Raw genomic sequence first — 16,892 nt, 5'->3', positions numbered from 1 at the left:
ATAAAAAGTTGCAGATAAGAGTGATTGGAAACGGGCGTTATCGTCTGGAAAAACGTCTGGGGCAGGGCGGCTTTGGAACTACCTGGCTGGCGGCTGACCAGGAAAATCAGCAAAAGGTCGTAGTAAAAGAGCTATGTCCTCCACAGGGCGAAAAAAGAGAAAAAGAAATCCGAAACTTCCTGCGGGAGGCAAGAGTGATGGCCTCTCTGCACGCGGTGAAAGAAATTGTAAAGGTTCTGAATTACTTTGAAGAACAGGGGAATGCCTATATTGTCATGGAATACCTGCGGGTAACCAGCCTGAGGCATTATCTGGAATGCCAGGAAGAACCTCTTTCTTTTGAGAAAGCGAGAGATATGCTCCTTCCGGTTATGGAGGGGCTGGAAAAGATGCACGGAAAACACATCCTGCACAGAGATCTGACACCGGACAACCTGATGCTCAGAGAGGATGGGAGTCTCTGCATTATAGATTTCGGTTCCGCACGAGAAATTACAGAGGATGACCACACAAAGACGGTTCTTTTTAAAGAGGGATATGCGCCGCCGGAACAATATGAAAAACATGGCAAGCAGAAGGCATGGACAGATGTCTACAGTCTCTGTGCAGTGTGTTATGAGATGATCACAGGTGCAATTCCGGAAAGCTCTCTGTCAAGAAGAGAGAAGGATACCCTGTATCCACCCTCCATGTATGGTGCGGAGATTACGCTGGAGCAGGAAAAAGTACTGCTTAAAGGAATGGCACTGGATTACCGCGAACGCTATTCATCTGTCAGAGAATTAAGAGAGGCTTTTCTTGGAAAAGATGAACAGGAATCTCCAGAAGCAGAAAAAAAGAAGGGACAGGCCTTCAGAAAATTTGTACCACTGCTGTTGGGCACAGTAATTGTGGGAGTTGTTGGAACGGGAATTCTGTGGGCAGGAAGAACGGAACCAAAAGTGCAGTATGCTGGAAATTTTTACAGAGGATCCAGGGAAGCACAGGAACTTCTTACGCTGGTCAGGACAAATGCAGTCTCTTCTGAAACATCGGAGGATGGAACAGACAGTATTTTTCATCTGTCAGAGGAAACAGCCAGAGCATACGGACTTCCCTGTAACCGCTTTCGGTTTTTCAGAACAGGAGAGGAACTGGATGCTTATCTGACGCAGCAGAAGCTTTCGTATACAAAACAGGAAACGGAAACGGACTGTACGGTAACGGTTGGCGAATATGATCTGATAGAAACGGATTTTCACAAAATACCAGGTGGAAGATACCTGTACCCTTATGGTGGAAGAAGATCTGAATAATGGAGATATCCTGGATTTTTATATGAAATGTCAGAGAAATCAGGGGATTGAGCCAGGAGAGATGGCAGCAGAATTTCTGCTTTTTCTTACAGACGCAGAGGATCCGGAGAAAAAAACAGCCAGAGATCTCACAGCAGACGATAAGGATATCATGCAACAGGGAAAAGACGACGGTATGATCTATATGTATCAGTGGGAAGAGGGGATGCTGATCTTTAAAGAAAGCCAGAAAGACAGCCTGACTGTTCGGATCATTCCACGAAAGCTGCTGGAAATGTCGCAGGAAAAAGCATACTGGCCGGATTAGACAGGGAAGGGATTTTGTATATAACAGAGAGGGAGAGCAGATGGAAAAAGAAGAATATAAAAAGATATCAGAAGTGATCTATATCATTGACCGCAGCAGATCTATGTATGGAAAGGAAGAAGAAATCACAGAAAGCTTTAACAGATGGCTTGCACAGCAGAAACAAATGAAAAAAGAGGCATTGGTGACACTGGCTCTGTGCAATGAAGAATGTGAACTGCTTTATTGCAGGATGCCGCTGAAATATGTGAAGCCACTGGATACCTTTGCTTACTATACAAAAGGCTACAGTGCCTATCTGGACAGTGCAGAAGAAGTTTTGGATCTGCTGTCAAAGCTCATGCCGCAAGAGGAGAAATCCCGGCAGGATGTCAGTCTGTACCTGATCACAGACGGGCTGGATAATGTAAGCTCTGAGGAAGAGAGAGAAAGATTCAAAGAAAAGATACAGAGACTGAAGGAAAGAGGCTGGAAGATAGCTCTTTGGGATCACAGACGACAGAATTACAACTAAAAGGAGATTGGATTTATGCGAAAAATAAGCTTTAAAGCCACAGGTGCAGCGATGATTGCAGCAGTGACACTTACAGGAATGACAGCAGTTCCGTGTTATGCGGGATTTACACTTCCATTTATCGGAGGGAACAGCAGCTCTGCAGTGGAAGATCCGGAACTGGATTCCATGTTTGGAAGAAGTCTGAAAGAAATGACAGAAAAATTTGACGGGATGTCCGAGCCTTACTGGAATATGGGAATGACAAGCTCTTCCAACGGTCAGGTAACCCTGTTCAGTGCGGATTCCAGTGATGCCCAGGATGGTATTACACAGATCCAGCTGACCGGAAGCGGAAACCCGTACTGGCTGATGGGAGTAGATACCGGAATGACATACAGTGAGGCAGGAAATGAACTGGCCGGCAAAGGATTCTATTGTATGCCGTCAAGACCGGTTTATTATGACAGAAATGGAAACTATGTGGCATTAAGCGGAGAAGATAACGATCTGACAGTTACAATGTCCCATATAACACTTGGTTCCCACACGGACAAAACAGAGGTATCTCAGTATATGGGAGAGAATCTGCGCCAGCTCTTCTATGAGGGATTTGACGTGGGAGCGAGAACAGAGGGAGAGGATACGGTTGTGGAGGATGGACAGGTTATGTTCTATGCCAGAGGGCAGGCAGATGATCTTGGAAGTCTGAATGTATCCAAAATCGTAATAAAAGGAACCGGCAACAACTGCTGTCTGTACGGATATCAGCCGGGTGACGGTTGGGATAACATGTATCCGGGTATGCAGGAGGGTGGTTCCGGTGAGTGGATCGACCCGTCCGGAAATGTTCTCTCGATGTATGCTTCTACAGATTCTGCCGATCCGCAGATCGTCCTTTATGATCCTTCTCAGTGGTAGGAAACCCTATAAAAATACGTTGCTTTTCCTATTTCTCTCTGCTATACTGAAACGATAAGGATGAGATTATCTTAAAAGAGGGAGAAACGGGGGAAACAGATAATGGATGAGAGGAATCAGATTACAGAGGGTGTGATCTGGAAACAGCTTCTGATCTTCTTTTTTCCGATCATGATCGGAACATTTTTTCAGCAGATATATAACACGGCCGACAGCATTGTTGTCGGTCGTTTTGTAGGTAAGGAGGCTTTAGCAGCTGTCGGAGGTTCGGTCAATCAGATCGTCAATCTGGTAGTGGAGGTCTTTGTCGGACTGACTTCCGGTGCGTCTGTGATCGCAGCACAGTTTTATGGTGCGAAAGACAGGAAAAATCTTAATAAGACGCTGCATACCTCCTATGCGTTTGGTATTACGATCGGATGCATTGTGGGAGTTCTCGGCTTTTTTCTCACGGATACGGTTCTTACGCTTATGAAGACCCCACAGGAACTGATGGCGGATTCCAGGATATATCTTCATATTTATTTCTGTGGAATGGTCTTTAACATCATTTACAATATGGGAGCATCCATCTTACGTGCAGTGGGCGATTCCAAAAGACCATTGTATGTTCTGATGGTCACCTGTGGGCTGAATATAGTCCTTGATATCATACTTGTAGTTGTCTGCCGCCTGGGAGTTATGGGCGTTGCACTCGCGACTGTGAGTTGTCAGGGAATCAGTTCAGCGCTGGTAACGGTTCTTCTTATGAAAGAAAACCCGCTGTTTCAGCTTAAGCTTCGGGAAATCCGCTTTTATGGAGCTTCGCTTAAATCTGTTCTTCGGATCGGCATTCCGGCGGCACTGGAGGCTACTATGTATACCATTGCAAACCTGATCATCCAGGTATTTGTAAATGAACTGGGAACGGATACGGTTGCGGCATGGGGAACCTTTGCAAAGATTGATGCGGTCTACTGGATGGTCGTGAATGCCTTTGCAATTTCTATAACAACCTTTGTCGGTCAGAACTATGGGGCAGGAAAGGTGAAGAGAATGCGAAAAAGCGTGGGGATCTGTCTTGGAATGGCCTATGCAGGCGCTTTCCTTGTAAGCGGAGTCCTGTATGCACTGGCTGCTCCGCTTTACAGACTGTTTACGACAGATGCAAAGGTCGTGCAGATCGGTGTTGACATGATGCATTTCCTTCTGCCGTCGTACTTTTTGTACGTGGCGATCGGAATTCTTTCCGGTGCACTCAGAGGGGCGGGAAGAGTCCTGGTCCCGATGCTGCTTACCTGCGGCGGAGTTTGCTTTTTCCGTATTGTGTGGATGTTTGGTGTATTTCCGGGATATCCGGGAATCAATACAATTATGCTGAGTTATCCGGTATCATGGGGAATCACAGCAGTATTGTTTATTATTTATTATATCAGAAGATTTCCAAAAGTAAAAAGAATACAGGAGTGATGGACAGGGATGAATGTTTTAAATCTGGAGCATATCAGTAAAGTTTATGGAGATAAGGTGATCTTTGATGATATTTCCTGCGGGATACATCAGGGAGACAAAATAGGAATTATCGGTATCAATGGAACAGGCAAAACAACCTTTCTTAAAATCCTTGCGGGACTGGAGGAAGCGGATGAAGGTCAGGTGATCACACAGAACGGGCTTCGCATTACTTATCTTCCGCAGCATCCGGAATTTCCCAAAGACGCAACGATTCTTTCCTATGTGACACAGGGACAGAAGGATCAGAACTGGAATCCGGAGACAGAGGCGCATATGATCCTCAACAGACTGGGGATCGAGGATCATGAAGAAGAGATTGAACATCTTTCCGGCGGACAGAAAAAACGTGTGGCACTGGCAGCAGTCCTGGCAAACCCGACAGATGTTCTGATTCTGGATGAGCCGACGAACCATCTGGATAATGAGATGGCTGCATGGCTGGAGGATTATCTCAACCGTTTTAAGGGGGTTGTGATCATGGTAACACATGACAGATATTTCCTTGACCGTGTGACAAACAAGATCCTGGAGATCAGCCATGGAAAGCTTTACAGCTATGAGGCAAAATATTCCGACTTTCTGGAAATGAAAGCCCAGAGAGAAGAGATGGAGATGGCTTCTGAACGAAAGAAGCAGAGCATTCTCCGCATGGAGATTGAGTGGGCAAAACGTGGCTGCCGTGCAAGAAGTACGAAACAGAGAGCCCGTCTTGAACGTCTGGAGGAAATGAAAAATTCTACCGCTCCGGTGCGTGACAAGAGTGTGGAGATTGATTCCGTAGAAACACGAATGGGCAAAAAGACGATTGAACTCCATCATATTTCCAAGAGCTTTGGTGACAGAGTCTGCATCCGGGATTTTGACTATATTGTACTGAAAAACCAGCGCCTTGGAATCATCGGGCCAAATGGCTGCGGAAAGTCTACGCTTCTCAAGATCATAGCCGGCGTGATCGAGCCGGACAGCGGAGAAGTGGAAATCGGAGATACCATCAAACTGGGATATTTTTCTCAGGAGATCGAAGATATGAACAGCAGTCAGAGAGTGATCGATTATATCAAGGATGTGGCTGAGTTTATTCCGACCAGGGACGGGCTCATCAGTGCATCCAAGCTTCTGGAGCAGTTCCTTTTTGATCCGGCCATGCAGTATGCACCGATCGAGAAACTCTCCGGTGGAGAGAAGAAGAGACTGTACCTTCTCAAAGTACTGGCAGCAGCGCCGAACGTTCTTCTCCTGGATGAGATCACAAACGACATTGATATTCCGACCCTCACGATCCTGGAAGATTATCTGGCTTCCTTTGCAGGAATCGTGATCGCAGTATCTCATGACCGTTATTTCCTTGATAATCTGGTGGACCGTATCTTTGAATTTGACCGTGAAGGCAATCTTACGCAGTACGAAGGCGGCTACACTGATTACCTTGAGGCAAAGAAACGCAGAGAGGGAATTGAGACAGGTGACGCTGTGTCCTTTAAAGCAGACGGAAAAGATGAGGAAACACCGAAGACAGAAAAGGATTCCGTAAAAACATGGAAGCAGAACCGTCCGACAAAACTCAAATTCAGTTACAAAGAGCAGAGAGAATTTGAGACGATCGACGATGATATTGCGGCACTGGAGGCACGCATCGAGAAGCTGGATGCAGAGATCATGGCGAATGCGACAAATTCCGGCAAGCTGAATGAGCTTACACAGCAAAAAACAGAGGCAGAGGCACAGCTGGAGGAAAAAATGGATCGCTGGATGTATCTGAACGATCTCGCAGAACAGATCGAAGCTCAGAATAATAACTGATACAGGATGTTTCTTTCTATATGCGGTACAGAAAAGAATCCGTGATTTATCCGGTTTTTATTGATTTTAGGTGAATTCTTTAGTAAGATAAAGTGTGATTGTTTTATCATATTCAGAACAGAGAGATGATAGCCGTTTCGCAGACAGAGTTACAGATATAAGGAATGGTTATAATTTGATATAAAAAGCAGGAGGAAAAATAATGGCAGAATTAGTAAAAGTTGTTGTAGATGTCATGGGCGGCGATTATGCACCGGTGGAACCTGTAAAAGCAGCTGTGGAAGCAGTAAAAGAAAGAGATGATATTCAGGTGATCCTGACGGGTATAGAAGATGTGGTCCGCAGGGAGCTTGATAAATATCAGGATTATCCGAAGGACAGGATTCAGGTGGTAAATGCCACAGAGGTGATCGAGACGGCGGAGCCTCCTGTACTTTCCATCCGAAAGAAAAAAGACTCTTCCATAGTAGTAGGTCTTAAGATGGTGAAAGAAAAGAAAGCAGATGCATTTGTTTCCTCAGGAAGTACAGGAGCTGTCCTTGTCGGCGGTCAGGTACTGGTAGGAAGAAGCAAAGGTGTAGAGCGTCCGCCGCTTGCACCGTTGATCCCGACGGCGAAGGGAGTTTCTCTTCTGATTGACTGTGGAGCCAATGTAGATGCGAGACCATCCCATCTGGTACAGTTTGCCAAAATGGGATCCATTTATATGGAAAATGTAGTCGGAGTCAAAAACCCGCGTGTAGCGATTGTAAATAACGGAGCAGAGGAAGAGAAGGGAAATGCCCTGGTCAAAGAGACTTTCCCGCTTCTCAAAGAAGTGGAAGGAATCAATTTTATCGGAAGCATCGAGGCGAGAGACATCCCGGCAGGCTATGCAGACGTCATTGTCTGTGAGGCTTTTGTAGGAAATGTCATCCTCAAGCTCTATGAGGGGGTCAGCTCTGAGCTGATAGGTAAGATCAAGGAAGGCATGATGAGTACCTTAAAGAGCAAGATCGGAGCTCTTCTTGTGAAGCCGGCACTGAAGCAGACACTCAAGAGTTTTGATGCAACAGAGTATGGCGGTGCCCCTCTTCTGGGACTCAAAGGACTTGTTGTCAAGACACACGGAAGTGCGAAGGCTGTTGAGATCCGCAATGCGATCTTCCAGTGTGTACAGTTTAAACAGCAGAAAATAAATGAAAAAATTGCCGAGCGTATTCTTCCGCCTCACTATGAAGCACCAGAAACACCGGCAGTACAAAAAGAAGGACAGAACTAATGATGGAAGAATTAGAACAGATCATAGGATATACTTTTCAGAACAGGAAACTTTTGAAACAGGCACTGACCCACAGTTCCTATGCAAATGAGAAAAAACTTGGAAAGCTGGGCTGCAATGAGCGTCTGGAATTTCTGGGAGATGCGGTACTGGAGCTTGTCAGCAGTGATTTTCTGTATGCACGCTTTCCACAGATACCGGAGGGAGAACTGACCAAAAAGAGAGCCAGTCTTGTCTGCGAACCAAGCCTTGCCTACTGCGCAAGACAGTTCGGACTTCCGAAATTTCTTCTTCTTGGACGCGGAGAGAATATGACAGGAGGAAGAAACAGGGATTCGATCATATCGGATGCGACGGAAGCCCTGCTTGGCGCGATCTATCTGGATGGAGGATTTGAGCCTGCCAGAGCTTTTGTCCTGCATTTTATCCTGAATGATATTGAACGCAAACAGCTCTTTTATGACAGCAAGACCATTTTTCAGGAGATTGTTCAGGAAAAGGGACTTCAGCCCGTTGAATACGTTCTCACAGAGGAGAAGGGTCCGGATCATGACAAACAGTTTACCGTAGAGGTAAGAGTAAATGGAGAAGTGTTTGGATGTGGTACCGGTCATACCAAAAAGGCTGCTGAACAGGCAGCTGCCTATCAGGCGATCCAGGAGAAAAAGATATAATTGCAGGTGAGTTATGTATTTAAAAAATATTGAAGTATATGGCTTCAAATCCTTTGCTCAGAAGATCAATTTTGAATTCCACAACGGAATCACCGGGATTGTAGGACCGAACGGAAGTGGCAAGAGCAACGTCGGTGATGCAGTCCGCTGGGTTCTTGGTGAACAGAGTGCGAAGCAGCTTCGAGGCGGCAACATGCAGGATGTCATTTTTTCCGGCACAGAATCAAGAAAGCCTCTGAGCTTTGCGTCAGTGGCGATCACTCTGGACAACAGTGACCATAAGCTTCCGGTGGATTATAATGAGGTGACGGTTGCAAGGCGTCTGTACCGCTCCGGTGAGAGTGAATATCTGATCAATGGAAGCAGCTGCCGTCTCAAGGATATTCAGGAGATGTTTTATGATACCGGTATCGGCAAGGAAGGATATTCCATCATCGGTCAGGGGCAGATCGACAAGATCTTAAGCGGAAAGCCTGAGGACCGCAGGGAGCTTTTTGACGAGGCAGCAGGAATTGTAAAGTTCAAACGAAGAAAAAATACAACGATCAAAAAGCTGGAGGAAGAACGTCAGAACCTTGTCCGCGTTACGGATATCTTAAGCGAACTGACCAAGCAGTTAGGACCACTGGAGAAGCAGTCCGAGACAGCGAGGATCTACCTTGCCAAAAGAGAAGAACTCAAAACACTGGATGTCAATCTTTTTCTTCTTGAGTATGAACAAAGTGGTCAGAACCTGGAAGAACTGGAGAATAAACTTCAGAATGCCCAGAGAGAACTGGATGAGGCACAAAAGGCCTATGACCGGACGAAGGCTGAGTATGAACGTCTGGAACAGGAGCTGGAGGAGTTAAACAGCCGACTGGATGCACTTAAGGAAGAACAGCAGCAGAATGCACTTAAGAAACAGCAGATGGAAGGCCAGAAGCAGGTCATGGAAGAACAGATCCTGGCGGGGAAACAGAGCAGTGAGCATTTTAAGGCCCGTCTGGCTGTGCTCAGAGAGGATCTTGCACACCGCCGGGAAGAAAAGGAAAAGCTGACTGAGGAGAAGCTGACACTTCAGGAAAAATTAAGAGAAACCCAGAGAAACTTAAGAGAAGAAGAGAAGCAGCTTGAGAATATCGTTTTTAATGTAGAGGAATGTACCGGTGCTGTGGAGGATGGCAAGAACGAGATCATTGAGATCCTTAACAGCCGTGCTACTACCAAGGGTAAAGCACAGCGTTTTGATGCGATGATCGAACAGCTTGATATCCGAAAGGCAGAGATCAGTCAGAGGATTCTCCGTCTCAAGAGCGAGGAGGAGGTTCTCGGAAATGACCGCAGCAGATATCAGAAAGCCTATGATGAGATCACACAGGATATTCAGAAAGCCAACGAAGAATGCAGCCGCCTGAATGAAGAAATGCAGAAGCTTCAGGCGAGGCTGCAGCAGCAGAGCAAAACGATAGAGGAAGGTCAGACTGCCTATCACAGAGAAGCTTCCAGACTGGAATCGCTGCGTAATATCACAGAACGCTATGATGGCTATGGCAACAGTATACGAAGAGTTATGGAGCAGAAAGCAAAAGAACCGGGGATTCGTGGTGTTGTAGCAGATATCATTCATGTGCAGAAGGATTATGAGATTGCAATCGAAACTGCACTGGGCGGAAGCATCCAGAATATTGTCACAGACAATGAGCAGACAGCAAAGCGGATGATCAGTTTTCTTAAGCAGAACCGTTATGGACGTGCAACCTTCCTCCCTCTGTCAAATATCAGCGGAAGAGGCGGCTTTACACAGAGAGAGGCATTGAAGGAACCGGGAGTGATCGGAACCGCGGATACCCTGGTTAAGGCAGATGCCGAGTACAGTGATTTGGTACAATATCTTCTTGGCCGAGTTCTTGTGGTGGACCACATTGATCATGCGATCGCGATCGGAAAGAAATACCGGCACAGTCTCAGGATGGTAACGATCGAGGGTGAATCCTTAAGCCCCGGAGGCTCCATGACCGGTGGTGCCTTCCGTAACAACAGCAATCTTCTCGGCCGCCGTCGTGAGATTGAAGAACTGGAAAAAAATGTCGCACTTCGTAAGCAGGAACTGGAGGCTGCACAGCAGTCCGTTCTTACAGACCGGGAGCAGCGAAATAAATTCCGTGACAGGATAAGTGAGCTTCAGCAGAGATTACGTCAGCAGTATGTGGAACAGAATACTGCAAAGCTGAATCTGGAACAGCTTCAGAAGAAAGAGGAGGAGATCCAGAAAACCTATCATCAGATTGACCGTGATCAGGATGAACTGAGACGGCAGGCACTGGAGATCCGTGAAGATCACCAGAATATTGCAAAAGAACTCGAGGTTTCCCAGAAGGATGAAAAAGAACTGGAAACCTTCATTGAGACGAAGCAGAAAGAGCTGGATGAATGGAAAGAAGAAGAGACAGCCAGACAGAAGAAACTGGAACAGATTCGTCTGGACTGCGCTTCACTGGAGCAGCAGAAACACTTCCTTCAGGAGAACCTGAACCGTCTGGAAACAGAAATCCAGGCCTGTGAAACAGAAAGCGAAGAGCTGCTTACAGATATTTCGCAGAGCGGCGATGAGATCGTCAAGAAAGAAAACGGAATTCAGAACCTTCGAAGAGAGATGGAAGCGTGTGAAAAGAAAGACCAGGAGCTTTATACACTGAGAGAAACATGCGAGGCTGAAAAAGAAGAGCGTACCGGAAGTCATAAGGCGTTTTTTGAAAAGAGAGATCATCTTTCTGAAAAAACGACACTTCTGGACAAGGAATGCTTCCGCCTGCGCAGTCAGGCAGAAAAAGTCGAAGAACAGAGAGAAAGCCGTATTGCCTATATGTGGGAGGAATATGAGATCACTCCGAACAATGCACTTTCTTATAAGAAAGAAGAGTTGGATGACTTTCAGGAGATCAGAAAGGATGTCAGCCGCATCAAAGAAGAAATCCGTAGACTTGGTTCCGTCAATGTCAATGCGATTGAGGATTATAAGGAACTTCTGGAACGTCACACCTTTTTGACAACACAGTATACGGATCTTGTCAAAGCAGAGGAAACGCTGGAAAATATCATCCAGGAACTGGACGAGGGGATGCGCAGACAGTTTACTGAGAAATTCCGTGATATCCAGCATGAATTTGACAAAGCATTCAGAGAACTGTTCGGTGGAGGAAAGGGAACCCTGGAGCTTGCAGAGGGAGAAGATATCCTGGAAGCCGGTATCCGGATCATCTCACAGCCGCCGGGCAAGAAACTTCAGAACATGATGCAGCTTTCCGGTGGAGAGAAGGCTCTGACAGCAATCGCACTTCTGTTTGCGATCCAGAACCTGAAACCGTCACCATTCTGTCTTCTGGACGAGATTGAGGCGGCACTGGATGACTCGAATGTCGGACGGTTCGCATCTTATCTTCAGAAGTTGACGAAGAATACACAATTTATTATAATAACACATAGACGCGGTACCATGAATGCCGCAGACAGGTTATATGGCATCACCATGCAGGAGAAGGGTGTTTCCACCCTGGTTTCTGTTGATCTGGTGGAGAGCCAGTTAACCAAATAACGAGGAGGAATGAGAATGGCAGAAGAAAAAAAGGGATTTTTTAAACGTCTGGTCAGTGGTCTTACCAAAACAAGAGATAATATCGTTGCCGGATTTGATTCCATTTTCAGTGGTTATTCCAGCATCGATGATGATTTCTACGAAGAACTGGAAGAAATCCTCATCATGGGAGATATTGGAATCAATGCGACATCAGCGATCATAGAGAATCTTAAGAAACAGGTTGCAGAAAAGCACATCAAGAACCCGGCTGAGTGCAAACAGCTTCTGATTGAAGAGATCAAGGAGCAGATGCGGGTAGACAGTACAGAGTATGCATTTGAAAATCAGAAATCCGTAATCCTTGTGATCGGTGTCAACGGAGTAGGAAAGACTACTTCCGTCGGTAAGCTTGCCGGTAAACTCAAGGATCAGGGAAAGAAAGTTATCCTTGCAGCAGCGGATACCTTCCGTGCAGCAGCAGGTGAGCAGCTTGCACAGTGGGCAAACCGTGCCGGTGTGGATCTTATCGGAGGACAGGCAGGGGCTGACCCGGCATCCATCGTATATGATGCAGTGGCGGCAGCCAAGGCAAGAAATGCAGATGTCCTGCTCTGTGATACCGCAGGACGACTTCACAATAAGAAGAATCTTATGGAAGAACTTCGTAAGATATATCGGATCCTTGAAAGAGAATATCCAGAGGCATATCTGGAAACACTGGTCGTTCTTGACGGAACAACCGGTCAGAATGCACTGGCACAGGCGAAGCAGTTCGCGGAGGTTGCCAACGTAAACGGAATTATCCTCACCAAACTGGACGGTACTGCAAAGGGTGGTATTGCAGTGGCTATTCAGTCCGAACTTGACATTCCGGTCAAATACATCGGCGTTGGAGAGCAGATCGATGACCTGCAGAAGTTTGATGCAGATGCGTTTGTTAATGCCCTGTTTGATGTAGATGAGAAGGAACTGAAGACGGAATAACCGGACAAAAGACTAAAAGTGATAAAACGAGGAGGAGCAAAGATGCTTACATTAGAGAGCTTTGAAGAGGCAGCAGAGATCGTAAAACAGGTAACACAGGAAACAAAGCTTATTAAGAGTGCATATTTTTCAGAACTGACAGGAAACAAGGTTTTCCTTAAACCAGAGAATATGCAGCGTACCGGCGCGTATAAAGTCCGTGGCGCATACTACAAGATCAGCACCCTTTCTGAAGAAGAAAGAGCTAAAGGTCTGATTGCCGCATCTGCAGGAAACCATGCACAGGGTGTCGCCTATGCAGCACACAAGTTTGGTGCAAAGGCAGTCATTGTTATGCCGACGACCACACCTCTTATTAAGGTAGAGCGCACCAAGAGCTACGGCGCAGAAGTCATCCTCAAGGGAGATGTCTATGATGAGGCCTGTGCTTATGCCCTGGAACTGGCAGAAAAAGAAGGATATACCTTTATCCATCCGTTTGACGATCCGGCTGTTGCGACAGGACAGGGAACCATTGCAATGGAAATCGTACAGGAGCTTCCTCTTGTAGATTATATCCTTGTACCGATCGGAGGAGGCGGACTGGCAACAGGTGTTTCCACACTTGCCAAGCTTCTGAACCCGCATATCAAGGTCATCGGTGTAGAGCCTTCCGGAGCAGCCTGCATGAAGGCCTCCATGGAAAAAGGCGAAGTCGTTACTCTTCCTCATGTAAATACGATTGCAGATGGTACTGCGGTACAGACTCCGGGTGAGCATATCTTCCCGTATATCCAGGAAAATCTGGATGATATCATTACGATCGATGATGATGAGCTGATCGTTGCTTTCCTTGATATGGTAGAAAACCACAAGATGATCGTTGAGAACTCCGGACTTTTGACAGTCGCTGCACTCCGTCATCTGAACTTCACAGGCAAGAAAGTCGTATCCATCTTAAGTGGTGGAAATATGGATGTTATCACAATGTCATCCGTTGTACAGCATGGACTGATCCAGAGGGATCGAATCTTTACCGTTTCCGTCCTGATTCCGGACAAGCCGGGTGAACTGGTACGTGTTGCTTCTATCATTGCCGAAAATCAGGGTAATGTTATTAAGCTGGAACACAATCAGTTTATTAGTACTAACCGTAATGAGGCTGTTGAACTTAAGGTAACCCTGGAAGCGTATGGAACAGAGCACAAGAACAAAATCGTTCAGGCTCTGGAAAAAGCCGGATGCAGACCAAAGGTGATTCGGGCAAGTCTGTAATAAAAATACTGTTAAAATATCAGGGGATTCAGACCGGAACGGGTCCGGATCCCCTGTTTTGCGAAAGAGTTAAGATCCACGGAAAGGAGGTCTTTTTTATGGCATATGTATCAGAAGATTATATCAAGGCATACAAAGCAGGAAAAAGGGATTATCAGGCAAGGATGATGAGGGGAGAGATTCCAACGCTGAAGGTTCTGGATGATGTCCTTCCATCAAGAGGCAGATATTCTGAGGTACCTCTTGGCCTGGTACAGATTCCGATCGAGCAGATCGTGGGAACAAAGACAAGTGGCAGAAGCAGTGCTTTTTCCGGAAACTTCATGCCGATCCTTCGTGAAAATACGGAGTTTGCCTACAAATGGAGTGTGCTGAGCGAGAGTCATCTCAAAGAGGGAATCCGCGATCCGATCAAGGCCTATGAATATATGAACAAATTTTATATAGAAGAAGGAAATAAGCGTGTCAGCGTTCTGAAATATTATGATGCAGTTTCTGTACCGGGATATGTGACAAGAATCCTTCCTGCAAAGACAGATCAGAAAGAAAATAAAATTTATTATGAATTTGTAGATTTCTATGCGCTCTCTCAGATCAATTATGTCTGGTTTTCAAAGCTCGGAAGCTTTGCAAAACTTCAGGAGGCAGTAGGAAAAGGACCGAAAGAACTCTGGTCAGACGATGACAAGCTGAATTTCAGCTCCGTTTATTCCCGCTTTGCAGCTGAATTTGAAGCAGCAGGAGGAAAGAAACTCTCCATCACTACGGGAGATGCGTTCCTGGCTTTTGTGACAGTTTATGGGTACGAGGCACTTTGTGAGAAGACGGTGAGTGAGCTCAAGACACTGGTAGAAAAGAGCTGGGAGGAATTTAAACTGCTCGAACATGACCATGAGATCGATCTGAAAATGAATCCGAACACAGAGAAAAAACCACTTCTGAACCGGCTGCTCCCATTAAGTGCACCGAAACTCAAAATTGCGTTCCTTTATGCCAAGACACCGGGAACATCCGCGTGGACTTATGCACATGAACTGGGAAGACTTCATCTTGAGCAGACCTTCCCGGATGAGGTCACAACAGAGTGTTATGAGAATCTGACGCCGGAGCTCGCAGAAAAAGCAATCTCTGATGCAATCCAGAAGGGTTGCAATCTCATCTTTACAACGACACCGGAGTTTGTCAAAGCCAGCGTACAGGCCGCAATCGCAAATTCTGAGATAAGAATCGTGAACTGTTCGCTGAATACTTCACACCGTTATATCCGTACCTATTATGCACGTATGCATGAGGCAAAATTCCTGATGGGAGCGATCGCCGGAGCAATGGCAGAGAATGGGCAGCTTGCCTATATCGCTGACTATCCGATTTTTGGAACGATCGCAAATATCAATGCGTTTGCTCTGGGTGCCAAGATGGTGAATCCAAGAGCCAAAGTCTATCTGGAATGGTCCACACTTAAGGATGTGGATCTGGGACGTGTCATGGAAAACATCCAGAAAAAGGGTGTGACAGTGGTATCCGGTAAGGACATGGTGATCCCGGAGGAGACTTCCAGATACTTTGGATTGTATCATCTGGAAAACGGGGAACCACATAATATCGCAATGCCTCTGTGGCATTGGGGTAAATTCTACGAACAGCTGATCCGCACGATCATGGATGGAACCTGGAAATATGATGACAATGACGGAACAAAAGCCATCAACTACTGGTGGGGACTCTCGGCAGGAGTTGTAGATGTCATTCACTCCCAGAACCTGCCGATAGGAACAAGAAGGCTGGTACAGCTTCTGAAGGATAATATAACCAGAGGAGAATTTAACCCGTTCTCCGGAATCCTGTATTCACAGGAGGGAATGGTTCAGTCAGATCCAGACAGGACGCTTTCTCCGGAAGAAATCATCAGGATGGATTGGCTGGCAGAGAATGTCATCGGTTCGATCCCGGCGCAGAAAGAATTAACAGAACAGGCAAAACCGGTAACACAGCAGTCCGGCCTTAAGAATCAGTTGTAAATCACAAGGAAAACGAGTGAATAAAGCTAAGAAACTTATCCGGGAACTGATACAGGAGGAAACAGATGGTAAAAGCCATAAAAGTAATGTTGATACCAAATAATGTACAGAAAACTAAGATGTTTCAGTACGCAGGTGCTTCAAGATTTGCTTATAACTGGGCTTTGACCAGGGAAATAGAAAACTATGAAAAAGGTGAAAAATTCATTTCAGATGCAGAACTCAGAAAAGAATTTACAAAGCTTAGACATTCTGATGAATATGCATGGTTATTGAATATTTCAAATAATGTAACAAAACAGGCGATCAAAGATGCCTGTACTGCTTATAAGAACTTTTTCAGGGGTTTGCAGAAATTCCCGAGATTCAAGTCAAAAAAGAGGTCAATGCCGAAGTTCTATCAGGACAACGTTAAGATACGATTCAGTAATACCCACGTTAAATTTGAAGGCTTTTCCTCCAGCAGGAAGGCAAATAAACAAAAAATGAACTGGGTAAGACTTGCAGAATATGGAAGGATTCCGACAGATGCTAAATATATGAATCCGCGAATATCCTTTGACGGATTGAACTGGTGGATCAGTGTATGTGTAGAATTTCCTGACCGCAGGGAAACATTTAATGATGATGGAGTCGGCATAGACTTGGGAATCAAAGATCTGGCGGTCTGTTCTGATGGAGCTAAGTATAAGAACATCAATAAGAGTCAGAAAGTAAAGAAACTAGAAAAACAGAAACGCAGATTACAGCGTAGTATCTCTCGTTCTTACGAGAAAAATAAGAAAGGAGAAAGTTACTGTAAAACAAATAATGTAATCAAAAAGGAAAGACTTTT

At 45.8% G+C, this 16,892-nt stretch carries 13 protein-coding genes and 1 pseudogene; all 14 read left to right on the top strand.

Annotated features, from left to right (window positions below; all coding sequences use genetic code 11):
• The first annotated feature begins 8 nt into the window (after nucleotides 1-8).
• Complete coding sequence (locus GT674_RS12795; RefSeq protein WP_161286063.1) at nucleotides 9-1,295, top strand: serine/threonine protein kinase; 1,287 nt, start codon at nucleotides 9-11, stop codon at nucleotides 1,293-1,295.
• Nucleotides 1,273-1,602, top strand: coding sequence for a hypothetical protein (locus GT674_RS12790; protein WP_161286062.1), 330 nt, complete (start codon nucleotides 1,273-1,275; stop codon nucleotides 1,600-1,602). Before GT674_RS12795 ends, GT674_RS12790 begins: the two co-directional genes overlap by 23 nt.
• A 40-nt stretch (nucleotides 1,603-1,642) precedes the next feature.
• Nucleotides 1,643-2,116 (top strand): VWA domain-containing protein, encoded by a 474-nt coding sequence (locus GT674_RS12785; protein ID WP_161286061.1) that lies wholly within the window; start codon nucleotides 1,643-1,645, stop codon nucleotides 2,114-2,116.
• Nucleotides 2,117-2,131: 15 nt separating this feature from the next.
• The gene (locus GT674_RS12780; RefSeq protein ID WP_161286060.1) at nucleotides 2,132-3,016 is read left to right on the top strand and encodes a hypothetical protein; all 885 of its coding nucleotides are present in this window, start codon (nucleotides 2,132-2,134) and stop codon (nucleotides 3,014-3,016) included.
• Nucleotides 3,017-3,118: 102 nt separating this feature from the next.
• On the top strand, nucleotides 3,119-4,465 hold the full coding sequence (locus GT674_RS12775) for an MATE family efflux transporter (RefSeq protein WP_161286059.1): 1,347 nt from the start codon (nucleotides 3,119-3,121) through the stop codon (nucleotides 4,463-4,465).
• A gap of 9 nt (nucleotides 4,466-4,474) precedes the next feature.
• On the top strand, nucleotides 4,475-6,310 hold the full coding sequence (locus tag GT674_RS12770) for an ABC-F family ATP-binding cassette domain-containing protein (protein ID WP_161286058.1): 1,836 nt from the start codon (nucleotides 4,475-4,477) through the stop codon (nucleotides 6,308-6,310).
• 202 nt (nucleotides 6,311-6,512) lie between these two features.
• The gene (gene plsX, locus GT674_RS12765; protein ID WP_161286057.1) at nucleotides 6,513-7,571 is read left to right on the top strand and encodes a phosphate acyltransferase PlsX; all 1,059 of its coding nucleotides are present in this window, start codon (nucleotides 6,513-6,515) and stop codon (nucleotides 7,569-7,571) included.
• Between the two features lie 2 nt (nucleotides 7,572-7,573).
• The gene (rnc, locus tag GT674_RS12760) at nucleotides 7,574-8,245 is read left to right on the top strand and encodes a ribonuclease III (RefSeq protein WP_161286081.1); all 672 of its coding nucleotides are present in this window, start codon (nucleotides 7,574-7,576) and stop codon (nucleotides 8,243-8,245) included.
• A 13-nt stretch (nucleotides 8,246-8,258) separates the two neighbouring features.
• Nucleotides 8,259-11,819 (top strand): chromosome segregation protein SMC, encoded by a 3,561-nt coding sequence (gene smc, locus GT674_RS12755; protein WP_161286056.1) that lies wholly within the window; start codon nucleotides 8,259-8,261, stop codon nucleotides 11,817-11,819.
• Nucleotides 11,820-11,834: 15 nt separating this feature from the next.
• The gene (ftsY, locus tag GT674_RS12750; RefSeq protein WP_192926032.1) at nucleotides 11,835-12,785 is read left to right on the top strand and encodes a signal recognition particle-docking protein FtsY; all 951 of its coding nucleotides are present in this window, start codon (nucleotides 11,835-11,837) and stop codon (nucleotides 12,783-12,785) included.
• Nucleotides 12,786-12,827: 42 nt separating this feature from the next.
• Nucleotides 12,828-14,039 (top strand): threonine ammonia-lyase, encoded by a 1,212-nt coding sequence (gene ilvA, locus GT674_RS12745; protein ID WP_161286054.1) that lies wholly within the window; start codon nucleotides 12,828-12,830, stop codon nucleotides 14,037-14,039.
• 98 nt (nucleotides 14,040-14,137) lie between these two features.
• Nucleotides 14,138-16,057 (top strand): BMP family ABC transporter substrate-binding protein, encoded by a 1,920-nt coding sequence (locus GT674_RS12740; RefSeq protein ID WP_161286053.1) that lies wholly within the window; start codon nucleotides 14,138-14,140, stop codon nucleotides 16,055-16,057.
• Nucleotides 16,050-16,160, top strand: a pseudogene (locus GT674_RS18270) (IS607 family transposase); the annotation flags it as partial. The gene GT674_RS12740 and the pseudogene GT674_RS18270, both read left to right, overlap by 8 nt.
• A partial coding sequence (locus tag GT674_RS12735) for an RNA-guided endonuclease InsQ/TnpB family protein (protein WP_161286052.1) occupies nucleotides 16,123-16,892 on the top strand: 770 nt, incomplete at its 3' end. The pseudogene GT674_RS18270 and the gene GT674_RS12735, both read left to right, overlap by 38 nt.

This window comes from Blautia sp. BIOML-A1 (assembly GCF_009883055.1).
GTDB lineage: Bacteria > Bacillota > Clostridia > Lachnospirales > Lachnospiraceae > Blautia_A.
This window is presented reverse-complemented; position numbering and strand designations above follow the sequence as displayed.